The following is a 17,205-nucleotide window of genomic DNA, read 5'->3' on the forward strand; positions in this document are numbered from 1 at the left end:
AAATCGCTGTTCGGTTGGCATGAGGACTGGCTTACCGAACAGCCGCAAATTCTAACCTCAAAGACCCCGGGTTTACGCGCTGTGCACCGCAGTGCAGCACGACAGTCGGATACCCGGACAGGTCTTTACCTTGCGAATCACTTGGTCGGGATCGCGCCGGCACCCGACGCAGCCTGCACCGGCGCGGCCGGGACGACTGCAGCCGAAGCGGAGGCATCAGCCGGGATCGCGCCCGCGCCCGAAGCCGCACCCGACGCGCCACCGACGGGAGCGCTGGCAGCGAGGCCAGGCGCGCGATCGAGGATGGTCGAGGTGCCCGACTGGGCCGCGCCGATCGCGCGCTCGTGCGAGAAGTACGCGAGCGTCAGCGTGCAGACGAAGAAGACCGCCGCGCACACCGCCGTCGAGCGCGACAGGAAGTTCGCGCTGCCGGTGGCACCGAACAGGCTGCCGGACGAGCCGCTGCCGAACGAGGCACCCATGTCGGCCCCCTTGCCGTGCTGCACCAGCACCAGGCCGATCATGATCAGGGCGGCCAGCATCTGGACGGCCACGACGAAATTCAACAGCACTTGCATTGTTCTTGCTCCAGAAAAATCAGGGGCCGCGGGTCAGGCCGCGGCTTTGCATATGGCCGCGAAATCCGCGGCCTTCAGTGACGCCCCGCCGATCAGCCCGCCGTCGATGTCGGCTTGGGCAAACAGGCTGGCGGCGTTGTCGGCTTTCACACTCCCGCCGTACAACAACAACATCTCATCGGAATTCTGCGTCGCCGCGTGCAGTTGCGCGCGCAGCAGCGCATGCACCGCTTGCGCCTGCTCGGGCGACGCGGTGCGGCCGGTGCCGATCGCCCACACCGGCTCGTAGGCCACGACGACCTGCGAGATGCAGTGCGCGAGCGTGTGGATCACCGCCGACAGCTGGCGCTTGACGACAGCATCGGTCTGCCCGGCCTCGCGCTCGGCCAGCGTCTCGCCGACGCAGACGATCGGCGTCAGCTTGTGGGCGAGCGCGGCCTTCGCCTTGTCGGCGACGAGTTGATCGGATTCGGCATGCAGCGCACGGCGCTCGGAGTGGCCGACGATCACATAGCGGCAACCGAACTCGGCCAGCATCGATGCCGACACCTCGCCGGTGAAGGCACCGCTGTCGTGCTTCGAACAATCCTGCGCGCCCCAGGCCAGGCGCCGCTCTTGCAACTGACTTTGCAATGACAGCGCGACCTCGCCAAGGTACGGGAACGGCGCGCACACCGCGACATCGGCATCGAACGGACCGGCCGCCACCAGCCCGGCCAGCAACTCGGCATTGGCCACGCGGCTGCCGTTCATCTTCCAGTTGCCGACGACGAGTTTGCGACGCATGCCCGAAGCTCCTTGCTGAGCGCTCAGTGGGGTACTCACCATGTGAGCACCAGCTTGCCGATGTGCTGGTTCGATTCCATCAGCGTGTGGGCCTCGGCCGCCTGCGCGGCCGGGAACACCTGGTGGATCACCGGCTTCACGCGGCCGGCTTCGAGCCACGGCCACACCTGCTCACGCAGCGCCTTCGCGATCGCGGTCTTGAACGCGACCGAGCGCGGGCGCAGCGTCGAGCCGCTGATCGTCAGCCGCCGGCGCAGCACGGCACCGGCGTCGATCTGCGCTGCCGTGCCGCCCTGCACCGCGATCAGCGCGATGCGGCCGTCGTCGGCCAGGCACTGCAGCTCGCGGGCGATGTAGTCGCCGGCCACCATGTCGAGGATCACGTCGGCACCGCGGCCGTCGGTGACCCGCTTCACTTCGGCGACGAAGTCGTGCGTGCGGTAGTTGATCGCGTGGTCGGCGCCGAGCGCCACGCAGGCGGCGCACTTGTCGTCGCTGCCGGCGGTGGCGATCACGCGCGCACCGAAGGCCTTCGCCAACTGGATCGCGGTGACGCCGATGCCGCTGGTGCCGCCCTGCACCAGCAGCGTCTCGCCGGGCTGCAGGTGCGCGCGCTCGAACACGTTGGACCAGACGGTGAAGAAGGTCTCGGGCAGGCTGGCGGCCTCGATGTCGCTGAAGCCCTTCGGCACCGGCAGACACTGGCCGACCGGTGCGACGCACAGCTCGGCATAGCCGCCACCGGCCACCAGCGCGCAGACGCGGTCGCCGATCGCGATGCCGGCCTCGGCCAGCGCCGCCGCATCGCCACCGATCACCTCGCCCGCGACCTCCAGCCCCGGCAGGTCGGACGCGCCCGGCGGCACCGGGTACAGGCCCTTGCGTTGCAGCACGTCGGGCCGGTTGACGCCCGACGCGGCCACGCGGATCAGCAACTCGCCGGCCGCAGGCACCGGTGCCGCGCGCTCGATGGCGCGCAGCACGTCGGGCGCGCCGGGGGTGGTGATCGCGATGGCTTTCATCGGAAGCTCGGTGGGCAGGACGCCGCCACACGGCCACCGCGTCGAGACGCAGCGGCCGCGCGGCCGGTCATCACTCCTGCACAGGCGCCTGGTCGCGGTCGATCAGGGCCTTCATCGACAGCTTGACGCGGCCCTTCTCGTCGGTCTCGAGCACCTTGACCTTGACGATCTGGCCTTCCTTCAGGAAGTCGGTGACCTTCTCGACGCGCTGGTGCGCGATCTGGCTGATGTGCAGCAGGCCGTCCTTGCCCGGGAGCAGGTTGACCAGCGCACCGAACTCGAGCAGCTTGGTGATCGGGCCTTCGTAGACCTTGCCCACTTCGACTTCGGCGGTGATCTCTTCGATGCGCTTCTTCGCGTAGGCGGCCTTGTCGGAGTCGGCCGACGCGATCGTGATCGTGCCGTCTTCGCCGATGTCGATCGTGGTGCCGGTTTCTTCGGTCAGCGCACGGATGGTCGCGCCGCCCTTGCCGATCACGTCACGGATCTTCTCCGGGTTGATCTTCATCGTGTACAGGCGCGGTGCGAACTGCGAGACCTCGGTCTTGGCTTCGCCCATCGCTTCGGTCATCTTGCCGAGGATGTGCAGACGCGCTTCCTTGGCCTGCGCCAGTGCGACCTGCATGATTTCCTTCGTGATGCCCTGGATCTTGATGTCCATCTGCAGCGCGGTCACGCCGGCGGTCGTGCCGGCGACCTTGAAGTCCATGTCGCCCAGGTGATCTTCATCGCCGAGGATGTCGGTCAGCACCGCGAAGCGGTTGCCGTCCTTGATCAGGCCCATCGCGATGCCGGCGACGTGCGCCTTCAGCGGCACGCCGGCGTCCATCAGCGCGAGGCAGCCGCCGCACACCGAGGCCATCGACGACGAACCGTTCGATTCGGTGATCTCCGAGACCACGCGCATCGAGTACGGGAACTCGACGCGGTCCGGCAGCACCGCGACCAGCGCGCGCTTGGCGAGGCGGCCGTGGCCGATCTCGCGGCGCTTCGGGGTGCCGACACGGCCGGTTTCGCCGGTGGCGAACGGAGGCATGTTGTAGTGCAGCATGAAGTGCTCGCTGTACTCGCCGGCGAGTGCATCGATCTTCTGCGAATCGCGGTCGGTGCCGAGCGTCGCGGCGACCAGCGCCTGCGTCTCGCCGCGGGTGAACAGCGCCGAGCCGTGGACGCGCGGCAGCACGCCGTTGCGGATCTCGATCGCGCGCACGGTGCGGGTGTCGCGGCCGTCGATGCGGGGCTCGCCCGACAGGATCTGGCTGCGCACGATGCGGGCTTCGATGTCGAACAGCACGTTGTCGACCTTGACCTTGTCGACCACGACGCCTTCAGCGGTCAGCGCGGCGACGACGGACGCGGTGGCTTCGCGCGTGGCCTGCGTGCGGGCCTGCTTCGAGCGGATCTGGTAGGCGGCGCGCAGCTTCTCTTCGGCCAGGCCGGTGATCTTGCCGATGAAGGCTTCGTCCTTGGCGGGCGCGGCCCAGTCCCAGGAAGGCTTGCCGGCTTCACGCACGAGTTCGTTGATCGCGGCGATGGCAATCTTGCTCTGGTCGTGGCCGTAGACCACGCCGCCGAGCATGATCTCTTCGCTCAGCTGCTGGGCTTCGGATTCGACCATCAGCACGGCGGCTTCGGTGCCGGCGACGACCAGGTCCATCTGCGAATCGAGCAGCTGGGTCTTGCCCGGGTTCAGCACGTACTGGCCGTTGACGTAGCCGACGCGTGCGGCACCGATCGGGCCGTTGAACGGGATGCCGGAGATCGCGAGCGCGGCGCTCGAGCCGATCAGCGCGGCGATGTCGGCCGAGACTTCCGGGTTCAGCGACAGCACGTGGATCACGACCTGGACTTCGTTGTAGAAGCCTTCGGGGAACAGCGGGCGCAGCGGGCGGTCGATCAGGCGCGAGGTCAGCGTCTCGAGTTCGCTCGGGCGGCCTTCACGCTTGAAGAAGCTGCCGGGGATCTTGCCGGCGGCGTAGGTCTTCTCGATGTAGTCGACGGTCAGCGGGAAGAAATCCTGGCCCGGCTTCGCGTTCTTGGCACCGACCACGGTGGCGAGGATCACGGTGTCCTCGATGTTGACCAGCACGGCACCGCTCGACTGGCGGGCGATCTCGCCGGTTTCCAGCGTGACCGAGTGCTGGCCCCATTGGAAGGTCTTGGTGACTTTGTTGAACATGCTCATGTCATTTCTCCGGTTTGTTGTCAGCGCCTCGTGAGGGCGGCGCCTTTCGACCCGGAACTGCGGCAACCTGGCGCGATGCCATTCCAGCGGCGCTCATGACTTCGAACGCTGGTGGAATGACACATCGTCATCTGTGGGTGCTCAGCTCCAAAAGCGCAAAGAGCCTGTGCTGGTGATCCAGACAGGCTCTCGGCTTTCATTCGCGGATTACTTGCGCAGACCCAGCTTCTGGATCAGCGCGGTGTAGCGGTCGGCATCGGTCTTGCGCAGGTAGGCCAGCAGGCTCTTGCGGGTGTTGACCATCTTCAGCAGGCCGCGGCGACCGTGGTGGTCCTTCAGGTGCAGCTTGAAGTGGGGGGTCAGCTCGTTGATGCGGGCGGTCAGCAGGGCCACTTGCACTTCGGGGGACCCGGTGTCGTTGGCGGTGCGGGCATTGGCCTTGACGATCTCGGCCTTGTTCAGATCTGCGACGGACATGTCAGTTTCCTGATGTTCCCGCCAGGGTTTGTGGGCGGGAGGTTGCTACTTGCGGTCGCGGGTGAAACTGACCCGCGCCGTGCGATTTGCCTGGCACCCTGGGCACCCATCTTGATGGGATCAGGACGCAAAGCCCGTCGATTATAGCCTCAACGCGCGCTTCAGCCGATCCACCCCTTCCACCAGCCGTGCCGGGTCGCGCGACGCGAAACACCAGCGCAGCCAGCCCTCGGCCTCGTCGCCGAAGGCCGCGCCGGGCGCCAGGCCCAGCCCGACGCCGGTGACCAGCCGCTTCGCCAGCGCCAGCGAATCGTCTTCGCCATCGACGCGGAAGAAGGCGTACATGCCGCCAGCCGGCATCGCCAGCGTGACGCCCGGCAGCGCCTGCAGGCGCGGCACCAGCGTGTCGCGGCAGGCCTTCAGCCGGCCGATCAGGCCCGGCACGAAGCCGCCGGCGCCCTGCAGTGCCGCGATGCCGGCGCGCTGCACGAACACCGGCGCGCACGAGGTGTTGAACTCGATCAGCTTGCCGATGTCGGCCGTCAGCGCCGCCGGCACGACCAGCGAGCCGAGCCGCCAGCCGGTCATCAGGAAGCTCTTCGAGAAGCTGTGCGCGACCACCAGCCGGTCGTCGGCCTCGGCGATGTCGAGGAAGCTCGGCGCCGCACGGCTTGACTCAGAGAAAGGCCCCGGCTCGTAGTAAAGCCGCTCGTAGACCTCGTCGGCGACGATCCAGGTGCCGGTGCGGCGGCAGTGATCGAGCACCGCCTGCTGCTCGGCGCGGGTCATCGTCCAGCCGGTCGGGTTGTTCGGTGCGTTGACGAGCAGCAGCCGGGTGTTGCCGGTGATCGCGGACAGCAGGCGCTCGAGGTCGAGCTGCCACGCACCGTCGCGCACCTGCAGCGACACCCGCTTCACGTCGGCCCCGAGGATCGCCGGCTGCGCGGTGATGTTCGGCCACACCGGCACCACCGCGACCACCTCGTCGCCGGCGCCGACCAGCGCCTGCGTCGCGATCATCAGCCCGTTGACGCCCGACGACGTGACCGCGATGCGCTCGGCGCCAACCGGCCGGTGCAGCCCGCTCGCGTAGCCCGCCAGCGCGTCACGAAGCTCCGGCAGGCCGAGGTTGTGCGCATACGCCGTCTCGCCGCGGCGCAGCGATGCGACCGCGGCCTCGGTGACGAAATCCGGCGTCGGCTCGTCGCTCTCGCCGAACCAGAACGGCAGCACGTCGGTGCGGCCGATTGCCGCATTCGCGACTTCGCGGATCTTCGATGCCGGCAGGTTCGCAATCACATCTCTCATGGGCGCTCCATCGCACAGCGGTGCGGCATCTCGGTCTGGGATTCGGTGAGCTGCAGCACGGTCTTGAAGCCGTAGCCGGAGCCCTCGTTGTCGAAGCGCACGCCGGGGCTGCCGACGCGCTGCATCACGCTGACGACCAGCGGCTGCTCGAACTGGTGGTCGCCGGCGCGCATCGTGCCATGGTGGAAGCCGCCGAGGTAGCGCGGGTCCAGCTTCAGGCCTTCGAGCGCGCGCGCCACGGCCAGCGGGTCGGCGCTGCCGGCCTTCTCGATCGCCGCCGCCAACATCTCGACCATCGCCTGCATGCGCATGTGCACGTAGTCGTCCTGCGGGTTCGGGAAGCGCTCGCGGAATGCCGCATAGAACTTGTCCGAGGCCGCGCCGCCGACGTTCGGATGCCATTCGGCCACCGCCAGCACGCGGTCGACACCGGCCTCGCCGATCGCCGCCGGCGCGCCGAGCGCGTTGCCGTAGAAGGTGTAGAAGCGCGCGTCCAGCCCGGCCTCGCGCCCGGCGCGGATCAGCAGCGTCAGGTCGTTGCCCCAGTTGCCGGTGAGCACCGCCTGCGCACCGCTCGCCTTGATCTTCGCGGCGTACGGCAGGAAATCCTTGATGCGGCCGAGCGGATGGAGCTCGTCGCCGACGATCTCGATGTCGGGCCGCTTGGCCGCGAGCATCGTGCGCGCCTGGCGCAGCACGCTCTGGCCGAAGCTGTAGTCCTGGCCGATCAGGTAGACCTTCTTCACGCGCACATCGGCAGCGAGCACGTCGGTCAGCGCCTGCAGCCGCATGTCCGCATGCGCATCGAAGCGGAAGTGCCAGAAGCTGCACTTCTCGTTCGTCAGCGCCGGGTCGACGGCCGAGTAGTTCAGGAAGATCGCGCGGCGCGACGGCTCGCGCTGGTTCTGCTTGTTCAGCGCATCGATCAGCACGGCCGCGGTGGCCGAGCTGTTGCCTTGCATCACGACGCCGATCTTCTGGTCGATCGCCGAGCGCAGCAGCGACAGCGCCTCTTCGTTGCTGCCCTTGCTGTCGAAGCGCACCAGCTCGAGCGGATGGCGGCCATCGGGCAGGTTCACGCCGCCGCGCTGGTTCACGCGCTCGACGGCCCACAGCAGGTTGCGGTAGACCGCCTCGCCGGCGTTCGCGAACGCGCCGGACAGGCCTTCGATCAGGGCCACGCGCACCGGCTCCGGTGCCGCGGCGGTTGCAGGTGCCGCGATCCCCTGCCCTGCCAGCGCCAGCCCCGCCAGCACTGCAGCACAGCGCTTCACCCAACGCACGATCTTCATTTTTCAACCCACTTGAAAACAAAAATGCCGCTCCAAGTTTCAGCGGCATGGTTGCTGCGCTGTGCAGCGATTGAATGGATTGTAGGAGCCATCATGTTCGTTCTGACCCCCTCGCTGTCGTCGCGCCGTGCCACCTCGCTCGAGCGCGCTTTCGATCACCTGTTCGCCGACCGCCTGCCGCCCGCAGCGGCCCAGCCGCGCGTGCCCGCCCTCGACGTCGTCGAGAGCGACACCGCGTACACGCTGACGCTGGACCTGCCGGGCCTCGCGAAAGACCAGCTGAAGGTCTCGGTGGAAGGCCGCCGCGTGACGCTGGAAGCCGGTGACGCGAAGACCGCCGACGCCAAGGAAGGCGAGCGCGTGCTGTACCGCGAACGCGCCGCGGCGCACTACGCCCGCACGGTCGCGCTGCCGGCCGAAGTGGACCAGGCGAACTCGAACGCGAAGTTCGAGAACGGCGTGCTGACGCTGACGCTCGCCAAGCGCGTGCCGACCGGCGCGACGCAGATCAGCATCAGCTGATCTCAGCCGGCGCATCGGCCGCGGCGAGCGACGCCAGCGGCCAGCGCGGCTTCACGTCGAAGCCGTAGTCGTGGCCGGCCGCGGCGCCACGCTGCAGCCGCATCGCGGCGGCGAGCGCGATCATCGCGCCGTTGTCGGTGCACAGCGCCAGTTCGGGGTAATGCACCCTGACCTGGCGCTTCGCACATTCGGCGTTCAACTGCGCGCGCAAGCGGCTGTTCGCACCGACCCCGCCGGCAACGACGAGCCGCTTCAGCCCGGTCTGCTTCAGCGCCGCGAGCGATTTCTTCAGCAGCACCTCGACGATCGCGGCCTGCGTCGACGCGGCCACGTCGGCGCGCTGCACATCGGTCGGCGTGTCGCCGAGCTTGCGCAGCTGCGTCATCACCGCGGTCTTCAGCCCGGCGAACGAGAAATCGAGGTCGCCGCTGTGCAGCAGCGGCCGCGGCAGCGCGTAGGCATCGGGCCGGCCCGATTCGGCGAGTTGCGCCAGCGCCGGCCCGCCCGGGTAGCCCAGCCCGAGCAGCTTGGCCGATTTGTCGAAGGCCTCGCCGGCCGCATCGTCGATGCTTTCGCCGAGCAGTTCGTAGCGGCCGACGTCGTCGACCCGCATCAGCTGCGTGTGGCCGCCGGACACCAGCAGCGCGACGAACGGAAACGCCGGCGGATCGCTTGCGAGGAACGGCGACAGCAGGTGCCCTTCGAGGTGGTGCACGCCGAGCACCGGCTTGCCGAGCGACGCGGCCAGCGCGCACGCGACACCGGCTCCCACCAGCAGCGCCCCCGCCAGGCCCGGCCCGCGCGTGAACGCCACCACGTCGATCTCGGCCAGCGTCGCGCCGGCCTCGCGCAACACTTGCTCGGTCAGCGGCAGCACGCGCCGGATGTGATCGCGCGAGGCCAGCTCCGGCACCACGCCGCCATAGGCCTGGTGCATCGCGATCTGGCTGTGCAGCGCATGGGCCAGCAGGGTCGGAACCCCCGTCGGGCCGGCCTCCACCAGCGCCACGCCCGTTTCGTCACACGATGATTCCACGCCCAGGACCTTCATCCAGCGAGTGTAGCCAGCGCGTTCGCAACGGCCTGTCGGCGCCAAATCCGTCACGGCCGACACAAGGGTTTACCCTTTATCCCTATCCGACCCCCTTCCCCGTTCGGCCGCGGGCGACTACCCTCCGAGCCCGAGCAGTGCATCGAAGCAACTGCCAACTACAACAACGTCGTTAGGGAACCCCCATGAAGGAATACCGCCTGTTGGCCTGGACGGAGCTACCCGCGCCGTTCCATCGCACCGCGTATCGCCGGATGCTGAGCGACATGTCGCACCGGCACATGACGCTGGAGCAACTCGCTTCCATCGCCGGGCTGAAGCGCCAGGAGGTGCAACTCTTCATCGACGCGCTCGAAGCGCAAGGCCTGCTCGAAGAACGCGAGTTCGACGTGCCGCACACCGATTCGGTGTTCGACTCGCTGCGGCCGCTGGGTGGCTGGATCCGCCGCGCACTGCACACGACACCTCACGAGCGCTGATTTTCCGGCGATCCGGCACACGGCGCGCCCACCGCGTGGCGCGGATGTTGCTGCGCTCGTCGCCATGAAGCCGCCGCGCGCGCCGACCGCCCCGGTCCTGCGCATCGTCATCGTTGCCCCCGACACGCTCGCCCCCGACGGCAGCGAAGGCGCGCCCGACCCGATCGAGGCCGAGCGCTCGCGGGCGCTGCGCATCGGGCTGCTGGAGAACGGCTACAACATCGTCGCGGTGCTGCCGGCCGACGTCTACCTGCCGGACCGGCTGGCGCAGATCCAGCCCGACATGATCATCATCGACGCCGAGAGCCAGGCGCGCGACACGCTGGAGCATGTCGTGATGGCCACCCGCGATGCGCGCCGGCCGATCGTGCTGTTCACCGACGACGACGACACCAGCCATGTGCCCGATGCGATCGCCGCCGGCGTCACCGCCTACGTGGTGGCCGGCCTCGCGCCGGAGCGGGTGAAGCCGGTGCTGGACGTCGCGATGGCGCGCTTCCGGCATGAAGAAGGGCTGCGCCGCGAGCTGGCCGATGCACGCACCGAGCTCTCGGACCGCAAGCTGATCGACCGCGCAAAGGGCCTGCTGATGTCGCGCCAGGGCCTGAGCGAAGAAGCCGCCTATGCACGGCTGCGCAAGGCCGCGATGGACAAGGGCCTGCGGCTCGCCGACGTCGCCCAGCGCATCCTCGACGTCTCCGACCTGCTCGGCTGAACGCACTTCGGCAGTGCGGCATGCGGCGCAATTGGTGCGTCGCAGCATCTCCACCCTGCCCTGTTCCCCGGAAGACCGCTGTGGCACGCCGCTTGCGTAAGCCCTGGCGGAAGGTCAACGGCGATCTTCCACAGACATCCGCACGCACCAAGGTTGGCGCGAGGCGGGTCGGACGATGGCGTCCCCACGTGACAGGCCCCGCCTGCACCGTGCGGACGCCTTTTTGTTTTTGCTTTCCGAGAACCTGAGCCACGCCATGACAAGCCCACTCACGCGAAAGAACCTGATGAGCCGCCGAACCCTGATCAAAGCCGCTGCCGCCGGCGGTGCAGCCGGCCTGGTGCCGGGGCTGCAGAGCGCGGTGTACGCGCAAGGCTCCGACAAGCCCGAGAAGGAAGAAGTGCGCATCGGCTTCATCCCGCTGACCGACTGCGCGTCGGTCGTGATGGCCTCGGTGCTCGGCTTCGACAAGAAGTACGGCGTCAAGATCATCCCGACCAAGGAGGCCTCGTGGGCCGGCGTGCGCGACAAGCTGGTCAACGGCGAGCTCGACATGGCGCACGTGCTGTACGGCCTGGTCTACGGCGTGCACCTGGGCGTGGGCGGGCCGAAGAAGGACATGGCCGTGCTGATGACGCTGAACAACAACGGCCAGGCGATCACGCTGTCGAAGAAGCTGGCCGACAAGGGCGCGGTCGATGGCGCGTCGCTCGCCAAGGTGATGGCCACCGACAAGCGCGAATACACCTTCGCGCAGACCTTCCCGACCGGCACGCACGCGATGTGGCTGTACTACTGGCTCGCGAGCGTCGGCATCAACCCGATGAAGGATGCCAAGGTCATCACCGTGCCGCCGCCGCAGATGGTGGCCAACATGCGCGTCGGCAACATGGACGGTTACTGCGTCGGCGAGCCCTGGGGCCACCGCGCGATCATGGACGGCATCGGCATCACCGCGGTGACCACGCAGGACATCTGGAAGGACCACCCCGAGAAGGTGCTGGGCACCACCGGCGAGTTCGTCAAGAAGTACCCGAACACCGCGCGCGCCGTGATGATGGCGGTGATCGAGGCGAGCCGCTGGATCGATGCGAGCCTGCAGAACAAGCTGAAGATGGCCGAGACGGTGGCCGACAAGTCGTACGTCAACACCGGCGTCGACGCGATCAACCAGCGCATCCTGGGCCGCTACCAGAACGGCCTCGGCAAGACCTGGGACGACCCCAACCACATGAAGTTCTTCAACGACGGTGCGGTGAACTACCCGTACCTGAGCGACGGCATGTGGTTCCTGACGCAGCACAAGCGCTGGGGGCTGTTGAAGGAGCACCCGGACTACCTGGGCGTCGCGAAGCAGATCAACCAGATCGAGCTGTACAAGCAGGCCGCGGGCGCGATGAAGATCAACGTGCCGAAGGAGCCGCTGCGCAGCGCGAAGCTGATCGACGGCATCGTCTGGGACGGCAAGGACCCGGTCAAGTACGCCGACAGTTTCAAGATCAAGGCCTGAGGGCCTTCCAGGAGAACGCCATGGTCAGTGCCGTGTTTCACTCTCCGTCCGCAGGCGCCGACGATGCGGCGCCTGCCGCCGTGCCGCCAACGGCCGCGCCCGCTCCCGCCCCCAGCGCGCCTCGCATGCCCTTCGACTGGAACGGGCTGCTGCTGAAGGTGCTGCCGCCGCTGATCGGCATCGGTTTGCTGGTCGGCATCTGGGCGCTGCTGACGATGAACGGCGGCAGTTTCCCGACGCCGGCGGCCACCTTCACCGAAGCGGTCAAGCTGTTCTCGGACCCGTTCTACAGCAAGGGCCCGAACGACCAGGGCATCGGCTGGAACATCCTGTTCTCGCTGCAGCGCGTCGCGATCGGCTTCGGGCTGGCGGCGCTGGTCGGCATCCCGGCGGGCTTCCTGATCGGGCGCTTCAGCTTCCTGAACCACATGGCGTCGCCGCTGATCAGCCTGCTGCGCCCGGTGTCGCCGCTGGCCTGGCTGCCGATCGGGCTGCTGGTGTTCAAGGCCGCGAACCCGGCGGCGATCTGGACGATCTTCATCTGCTCGATCTGGCCGATGATCATCAACACCGCGGTCGGCGTGCAGCGCGTGCCGGCCGACTACCTGAACGTGGCGCGCGTGCTGAACCTGTCGGAGTGGAAGGTGATGACGCGCATCCTGTTCCCTGCGGTGCTGCCGTACATGCTGACCGGCGTGCGGCTGAGCGTGGGCACGGCCTGGCTGGTGATCGTCGCGGCCGAGATGCTGACCGGTGGCGTCGGCATCGGCTTCTGGGTGTGGGACGAGTGGAACAACCTGAACGTCACGCACATCCTGATCGCGATCTTCGTGATCGGCATCGTCGGGCTGCTGCTCGAATGGGCGCTGATCGCGGTGGCCAAACGCTTCACCTACGACGAGGTCTGACCATGGCATCGAACTCCAGCTTCATCGAGGTGCACCAGGCCGAGATGGTGTTCAGCACGAAGAAGGGCCGCTTCCATGCGCTGCGCGAGATCAACCTGTCGGTCGCCAAGGGCGAGTTCGTCACGCTGATCGGCCACTCGGGCTGCGGCAAGTCGACGCTGCTGAACCTGATCGCCGGGCTCACGCTGCCGACCGGTGGCTCGCTGATATGTGATGGCCGAGAGATCGCCGCTCCCGGGCCGGAGCGCGCGGTGGTGTTCCAGAACCACTCGCTGCTGCCGTGGCTGACCTGCCATGAGAACGTGCACCTCGCGGTCGAGCGGGTGTTCGGCGCGAGCGAATCGAAGGCGCAGCTGAAGGAGCGTTCGCTGGCGGCGCTCGGACTCGTCAACATGGCGCATGCGGCGGGCAAGCGTCCGCATGAGATCTCCGGCGGCATGAAGCAGCGGGTGGGCATTGCGCGGGCGCTGGCAATGGAGCCCAAGGTGCTGCTGATGGACGAGCCCTTCGGTGCGCTCGATGCGCTGACCCGCGCCCATCTGCAGGACGAACTGCTGAAAATCGTCGCTCGCACGCACAGCACGGTGGTGATGGTGACGCACGACGTCGACGAGGCAGTGCTGCTGTCGGACCGGATCGTGATGATGACCAACGGGCCGGCGGCGACGATCGGCGAGATCCTGTCGATCGACCTGGCCCGGCCGCGCGATCGGGTCGAGTTGGCGGAAGATCACAAGTACGTGCACTACCGCAAAGAGGTGCTGGACTTTCTCTACACGCGGCACGGCCACGTCGAGCAGGCCGCCTGAGCGTCAGTGGTAGTCGTCTTCGCGTTGATGCCTGACCGCAAGGACCGTGACCGTCCCGGCGTTCTCGATCTCGTACAACGCGACGTAGCCCCTGCCGCGAAGCGGAATGATCAGCTCCCGCTGGAACGCGCTGCCGGCTGACGATTTCCGGTACAGGAACGGTGCGTGACCGAGGCGGTGCTCGACCTCGTCGCGAATGGTGTCGATGGCAAGCTGCGCGTGATCGAAGTCTTCGATCGTTTCAGCCTCCCGCAACAGGAAATCGAAGAGTTCGAGGAGATCGTTGCGGGCTGCGTCGGTGTAGCGGACCTTGAAATTCCCGCTCATCCCAGCACGCGTTTGCGCCGATCGTCCAGCCTGCGCTGAAGTTCATCGTGCACATCGGCCGCTGCATGGTAGAGCCCGGTTCGCCGCGCCTCTTCCGCGGAACTCAACCCGCGTGCGATGAATTCGCCCTGCACGCGTCGGCGTTGGATGGTGTCCCGCACGGCCGTCTCGATCAGGCTGCTCAGCGTCTCGCCCTCGCGAAGCACACTTTCGGCAGCCTCTCGCAGTTCGGCATCGACGCGAAGCGAAGGGAATGTGGACGGCTTCATGGATTGCGTTGCAATTGCGACGCGTCGAGTGTAGCCGCGACCGAAGACCCGCACCATGTGGCACACCCCTTGCTTAAAGAACTTCGGCAAGAGCGATGCGCTTGTCGTCTATCTCCTCAGTAGGGCCCGGCCCTTTCCGAACCGCCTGATCCGCGTGGGTCAGGCGGTTTTTTTACGCCAGGATCAATGGTTTTCCTTGGCGTGGTTGATCGTGTACTTCGGGATTTCGATCGTCACGTCGGCCTGCGACAGGATCGCCTGGCACGACAGGCGCGATTGCGGCTCCAGACCCCAGGCGCGGTCCAGCAGGTCTTCCTCGGATTCGTCCATCTCGCCGAGCGACGAGAAGCCCTCGCGCACCACGACGTGGCAGGTCGTGCACGCACAACTCAGTTCGCAGGCGTGCTCGATCTCGATGCCGTTCTCGAGCAAGGCCTCGCAGACCGAGGTGCCCGGTGTGGCGGTGATCTGTGTGCCGGTCGGGCAGTACTCGGGGTGGGGCAGGATCTTGATGACAGGCATGGGGGCTCAGACTTCCTCGACGCGCCGGCCGGCCAGCGCCTGCCGGATGCCACGGTTCATGCGCTCGGCCGCAAAGGCTTCGGTGCCCTTGGCCAGCGCTTCGACGGCGGCGTCGATCTGGTGGTGATCTTCGGATTCGCGGCTCGCTTCGAGCGCCGCGAGCAGTTGATGGATCGCGGCCTGCTCGTCGGCGCTCAGCAGGTCGCCATCGGCGGCCAACGCGGAGCGCGTCGCGAGCAGCATGCGCTCGGCCTCGACACGCGACTCGCGCAGGCTGCGCGCGCGCATGTCGGCGTCGGCGGTGCTGAAGCTCTCGGTCAGCATGCGCGCGACCTCGTCGTCGGACAGGCCGTAGCTCGGCTTCACGGTGATCGCCGCCTCGACGCCCGACACCTCCTCGCGCGCGCTGACGCTCAGCAGCCCGTCGGCATCGACCTGGAAGCTGACGCGGATGCGCGCCGCACCAGCCACCATCGGCGGCATGCCGCGCAGCTCGAAGCGCGCGAGCGAGCGGCAGTCGCTGACCAGCTCGCGCTCCCCCTGCACGACGTGCAGCGCCATCGCGGTCTGCCCGTCCTTGAAGGTCGTGAACTCCTGCGCACGCGCGGTCGGGATCGTGCTGTTGCGCGGGATGATGCGCTCCACCAGGCCACCCATCGTCTCGAGGCCGAGCGACAGCGGGATCACGTCGAGCAGCAGCAGTTCGTCGGCACCGGCATTGCCGGCCAGCGCATTGGCCTGGATCGCGGCACCCAACGCCACGACCTCGTCGGGGTTCAGGTTGGTCAGCGGCGTCTTGCCGAAGAACCCGGCGACCGCCGCCTGCACCATCGGCATGCGCGTCGAGCCACCAACCATCACGACGCCCTGCACCTCGTCCTTCGCGGCCTGCGCATCGCGCAGCACCTTGCGCACTGCCGCCAGCGTGCGTGCCATCAGCGCGGCACCCAGCGATTCGAACTGCTCGCGCGTCACGCGCACCGACAACTCGCCGGACGACAACGGGCTCGCCAGCGTGGCATGGTCGGCCGACGACAGCTTCTCTTTCGCGGCGCGTGCGGCCACCAGCACGGCGCGCTTGTCCTGCGGCGTGTCCGCGTGCAGGCCGGCTTGGTCCAGCGCCCAGTCGGCCAGCGTGCGATCGAAATCATCGCCGCCCAGTGCCGAATCGCCGCCGGTGGCAACGACCTCGAACACGCCCTTCGTCAGCTTCAGCAGCGAGATGTCGAAGGTGCCGCCGCCCAGGTCGTAGACCGCGTACAGCCCTTCGGAGCCGTTCTCCAGCCCGTAGGCGATCGCCGCGGCGGTCGGCTCGTTGATCAGGCGCAGCACGTTCAGGCCGGCGAGCTGCGCGGCGTCTTTCGTGGCCTGGCGCTGCGCATCGTCGAAGTAGGCCGGCACCGTGATGACCGCGCCGAACAGGTCGTCGGCGAAGGTGTCCTCGGCGCGGTAGCGCAGCGTCGCGAGGATCTCGGCCGACACCTCGACCGGCGACTTCACGCCGTCGATCGTGCGCAGCTGCACCATGCCAGGCGCATCGACAAAATCGTAGGGGAGTTTCTCGACGTGCGCGATGTCGCGCAGCCCGCGCCCCATGAAGCGCTTGACCGACACGATGGTGTTGGCCGGATCGATCGCGGCCTGCGCCAGCGCAGCATGGCCGATCTCGCGCCGCCCTTCGGGCAGGTAGCGCACCGCCGACGGCAGGATCACATGGCCGGTTTCGTCCGGCAGGCATTCGGACACGCCGTTGCGCACCGCCGCGACCAGCGAATGCGTGGTGCCGAGGTCGATGCCGACCGCAATGCGGCGCTGGTGGGGATCGGGGGCGCCCCCGGGTTCGGAAATTTGCAGCAGGGCCATGGTGTCTATTGTCCCAGCGCTTCCAGGCGCTGATCGACGTCGTCGGCAAAGCGCTCTACGAACATGAGGGCTCTGACCTGTTGCGCCGCGGCCGCCCAGTCGTGGCGCTCGTCCAGCGTGGCCTGCAAGGCGGCAAGGGCCTGCTGGCGATGCGATGCCACGTCGTCGGCGAGGGACTCGACGGCGGGCAGGTCGCCGGCATCGTCGAGTGCCTCGCGCCATTCCATCTGCTGCATCAGGAAGCTGCCGGGCATCGCGGTGTTGTTCTCGGCGTCGATCGCCGCGCCGTTCAGCTCGCACAGGTAGGCGGCGCGCTTCAGCGGGTTCTTCAGGCGCTGGTAGGCCTCGTTCACCCGCACCGCCCATTGCATCGCGACACGCTGGGCCGCACCGCCCTCGGCGGCGAAGCGGTCGGGGTGCACCTCGGCCTGCAGCGCGCGCCAGCGGGCGTCGAGCTCGTCGCGGTCGAGCACGAAGCGCCGCGGCAGGTCGAACAGTTCGAAATCGTCGCTATCGAGCTTCATGGCTTGATTTCAGGCAACAAAAAGGCGCGGCTTGCGGCCGCGCCTGGTTGGCAAGCGC

The 17,205-nt window shown here is 67.8% G+C and carries 19 protein-coding genes; 6 read left to right on the forward strand and 13 right to left on the reverse strand.

Translation table 11 applies throughout. The features are described from left to right. Nucleotides 1–137 precede the first annotated feature (137 nt). The 7 genes from secG to ACXJLU_RS01840 form a co-directional block, all read right to left on the reverse strand. The gene (gene secG, locus ACXJLU_RS01810; protein ID WP_457328797.1) at nucleotides 138–578 is read right to left on the reverse strand and encodes a preprotein translocase subunit SecG; all 441 of its coding nucleotides are present in this window, start codon (nucleotides 576–578) and stop codon (nucleotides 138–140) included. Between the two features lie 33 nt (nucleotides 579–611). Further along, complete coding sequence (gene tpiA, locus ACXJLU_RS01815) at nucleotides 612–1,364, reverse strand: triose-phosphate isomerase (protein WP_457328798.1); 753 nt, start codon at nucleotides 1,362–1,364, stop codon at nucleotides 612–614. 35 nt (nucleotides 1,365–1,399) lie between these two features. Next, nucleotides 1,400–2,386, reverse strand: a complete 987-nt coding sequence (locus tag ACXJLU_RS01820; RefSeq protein ID WP_457328799.1) for an NAD(P)H-quinone oxidoreductase — start codon at nucleotides 2,384–2,386, stop codon at nucleotides 1,400–1,402. Between the two features lie 70 nt (nucleotides 2,387–2,456). Continuing rightward, nucleotides 2,457–4,571 carry a polyribonucleotide nucleotidyltransferase gene (gene pnp / locus ACXJLU_RS01825; RefSeq protein ID WP_457328800.1) on the reverse strand — a complete coding sequence of 705 codons (2,115 nt, stop codon included), beginning with the start codon at nucleotides 4,569–4,571 and terminating at the stop codon, nucleotides 2,457–2,459. Nucleotides 4,572–4,778: 207 nt separating this feature from the next. Next, nucleotides 4,779–5,048 carry a 30S ribosomal protein S15 gene (rpsO, locus tag ACXJLU_RS01830; RefSeq protein ID WP_073467667.1) on the reverse strand — a complete coding sequence of 90 codons (270 nt, stop codon included), beginning with the start codon at nucleotides 5,046–5,048 and terminating at the stop codon, nucleotides 4,779–4,781. A 141-nt stretch (nucleotides 5,049–5,189) separates the two neighbouring features. Next, nucleotides 5,190–6,356 (reverse strand): pyridoxal phosphate-dependent aminotransferase, encoded by a 1,167-nt coding sequence (locus tag ACXJLU_RS01835; protein ID WP_457328801.1) that lies wholly within the window; start codon nucleotides 6,354–6,356, stop codon nucleotides 5,190–5,192. Continuing rightward, entirely contained in the window at nucleotides 6,353–7,648 is a 1,296-nt protein-coding gene (locus tag ACXJLU_RS01840; RefSeq protein WP_457328802.1) for a branched-chain amino acid ABC transporter substrate-binding protein, read from the reverse strand. Before ACXJLU_RS01840 ends, ACXJLU_RS01835 begins: the two co-directional genes overlap by 4 nt. Nucleotides 7,649–7,741: 93 nt before the next feature. On the opposite strand from ACXJLU_RS01840, the gene ACXJLU_RS01845 reads away from it, so the two are divergent. After that, the gene (locus ACXJLU_RS01845; RefSeq protein WP_457328803.1) at nucleotides 7,742–8,170 is read left to right on the forward strand and encodes an Hsp20/alpha crystallin family protein; all 429 of its coding nucleotides are present in this window, start codon (nucleotides 7,742–7,744) and stop codon (nucleotides 8,168–8,170) included. On the opposite strand, the gene tsaD is transcribed toward ACXJLU_RS01845, so the two are convergent. Beyond that, entirely contained in the window at nucleotides 8,163–9,221 is a 1,059-nt protein-coding gene (gene tsaD, locus ACXJLU_RS01850) for a tRNA (adenosine(37)-N6)-threonylcarbamoyltransferase complex transferase subunit TsaD (protein ID WP_457328805.1), read from the reverse strand. The genes ACXJLU_RS01845 and tsaD overlap by 8 nt on opposite strands. Nucleotides 9,222–9,406: 185 nt before the next feature. Between tsaD and ACXJLU_RS01855 the strand changes: the two genes are divergently transcribed. The 5 genes from ACXJLU_RS01855 to ACXJLU_RS01875 all read left to right on the forward strand — a co-directional run bounded on the left by ACXJLU_RS01855 (nucleotide 9,407) and on the right by ACXJLU_RS01875 (nucleotide 13,642). After that, nucleotides 9,407–9,700: a hypothetical protein gene (locus tag ACXJLU_RS01855; protein WP_143171705.1), complete on the forward strand. Its 294-nt coding sequence runs from the start codon at nucleotides 9,407–9,409 to the stop codon at nucleotides 9,698–9,700. 64 nt (nucleotides 9,701–9,764) lie between these two features. Continuing rightward, nucleotides 9,765–10,415: an ANTAR domain-containing response regulator gene (locus ACXJLU_RS01860; protein WP_056807962.1), complete on the forward strand. Its 651-nt coding sequence runs from the start codon at nucleotides 9,765–9,767 to the stop codon at nucleotides 10,413–10,415. 286 nt (nucleotides 10,416–10,701) lie between these two features. Beyond that, nucleotides 10,702–11,925, forward strand: a complete 1,224-nt coding sequence (locus ACXJLU_RS01865; protein WP_457328806.1) for a CmpA/NrtA family ABC transporter substrate-binding protein — start codon at nucleotides 10,702–10,704, stop codon at nucleotides 11,923–11,925. A 20-nt stretch (nucleotides 11,926–11,945) separates the two neighbouring features. Beyond that, a complete protein-coding gene (gene ntrB, locus ACXJLU_RS01870) occupies nucleotides 11,946–12,833 on the forward strand; it encodes a nitrate ABC transporter permease (protein WP_457328807.1) in 888 nt (295 codons plus the stop codon). Nucleotides 12,834–12,835: 2 nt separating this feature from the next. Next, a complete protein-coding gene (locus ACXJLU_RS01875) occupies nucleotides 12,836–13,642 on the forward strand; it encodes an ABC transporter ATP-binding protein (RefSeq protein ID WP_457328808.1) in 807 nt (268 codons plus the stop codon). A 3-nt stretch (nucleotides 13,643–13,645) separates the two neighbouring features. Here ACXJLU_RS01875 and ACXJLU_RS01880 read toward each other — a convergent pair whose 3' ends face one another. From ACXJLU_RS01880 to hscB, 5 genes are all read right to left on the reverse strand, one after another. Continuing rightward, on the reverse strand, nucleotides 13,646–13,969 hold the full coding sequence (locus tag ACXJLU_RS01880; RefSeq protein ID WP_457328809.1) for a type II toxin-antitoxin system RelE/ParE family toxin: 324 nt from the start codon (nucleotides 13,967–13,969) through the stop codon (nucleotides 13,646–13,648). Further along, the gene (locus ACXJLU_RS01885) at nucleotides 13,966–14,238 is read right to left on the reverse strand and encodes a YlcI/YnfO family protein (protein WP_457328810.1); all 273 of its coding nucleotides are present in this window, start codon (nucleotides 14,236–14,238) and stop codon (nucleotides 13,966–13,968) included. The genes ACXJLU_RS01880 and ACXJLU_RS01885 overlap by 4 nt, the downstream gene beginning before the upstream one ends. A 183-nt stretch (nucleotides 14,239–14,421) precedes the next feature. Further along, entirely contained in the window at nucleotides 14,422–14,760 is a 339-nt protein-coding gene (gene fdx / locus ACXJLU_RS01890; protein ID WP_457328811.1) for an ISC system 2Fe-2S type ferredoxin, read from the reverse strand. A 6-nt stretch (nucleotides 14,761–14,766) separates the two neighbouring features. Beyond that, on the reverse strand, nucleotides 14,767–16,623 hold the full coding sequence (gene hscA / locus ACXJLU_RS01895; protein WP_457328812.1) for a Fe-S protein assembly chaperone HscA: 1,857 nt from the start codon (nucleotides 16,621–16,623) through the stop codon (nucleotides 14,767–14,769). 5 nt (nucleotides 16,624–16,628) lie between these two features. Continuing rightward, nucleotides 16,629–17,147, reverse strand: coding sequence for a Fe-S protein assembly co-chaperone HscB (hscB, locus tag ACXJLU_RS01900; RefSeq protein ID WP_457328813.1), 519 nt, complete (start codon nucleotides 17,145–17,147; stop codon nucleotides 16,629–16,631). Nucleotides 17,148–17,205 lie beyond the last annotated feature (58 nt).

This window comes from Rhizobacter sp. P5_C2, from assembly GCF_054049715.1.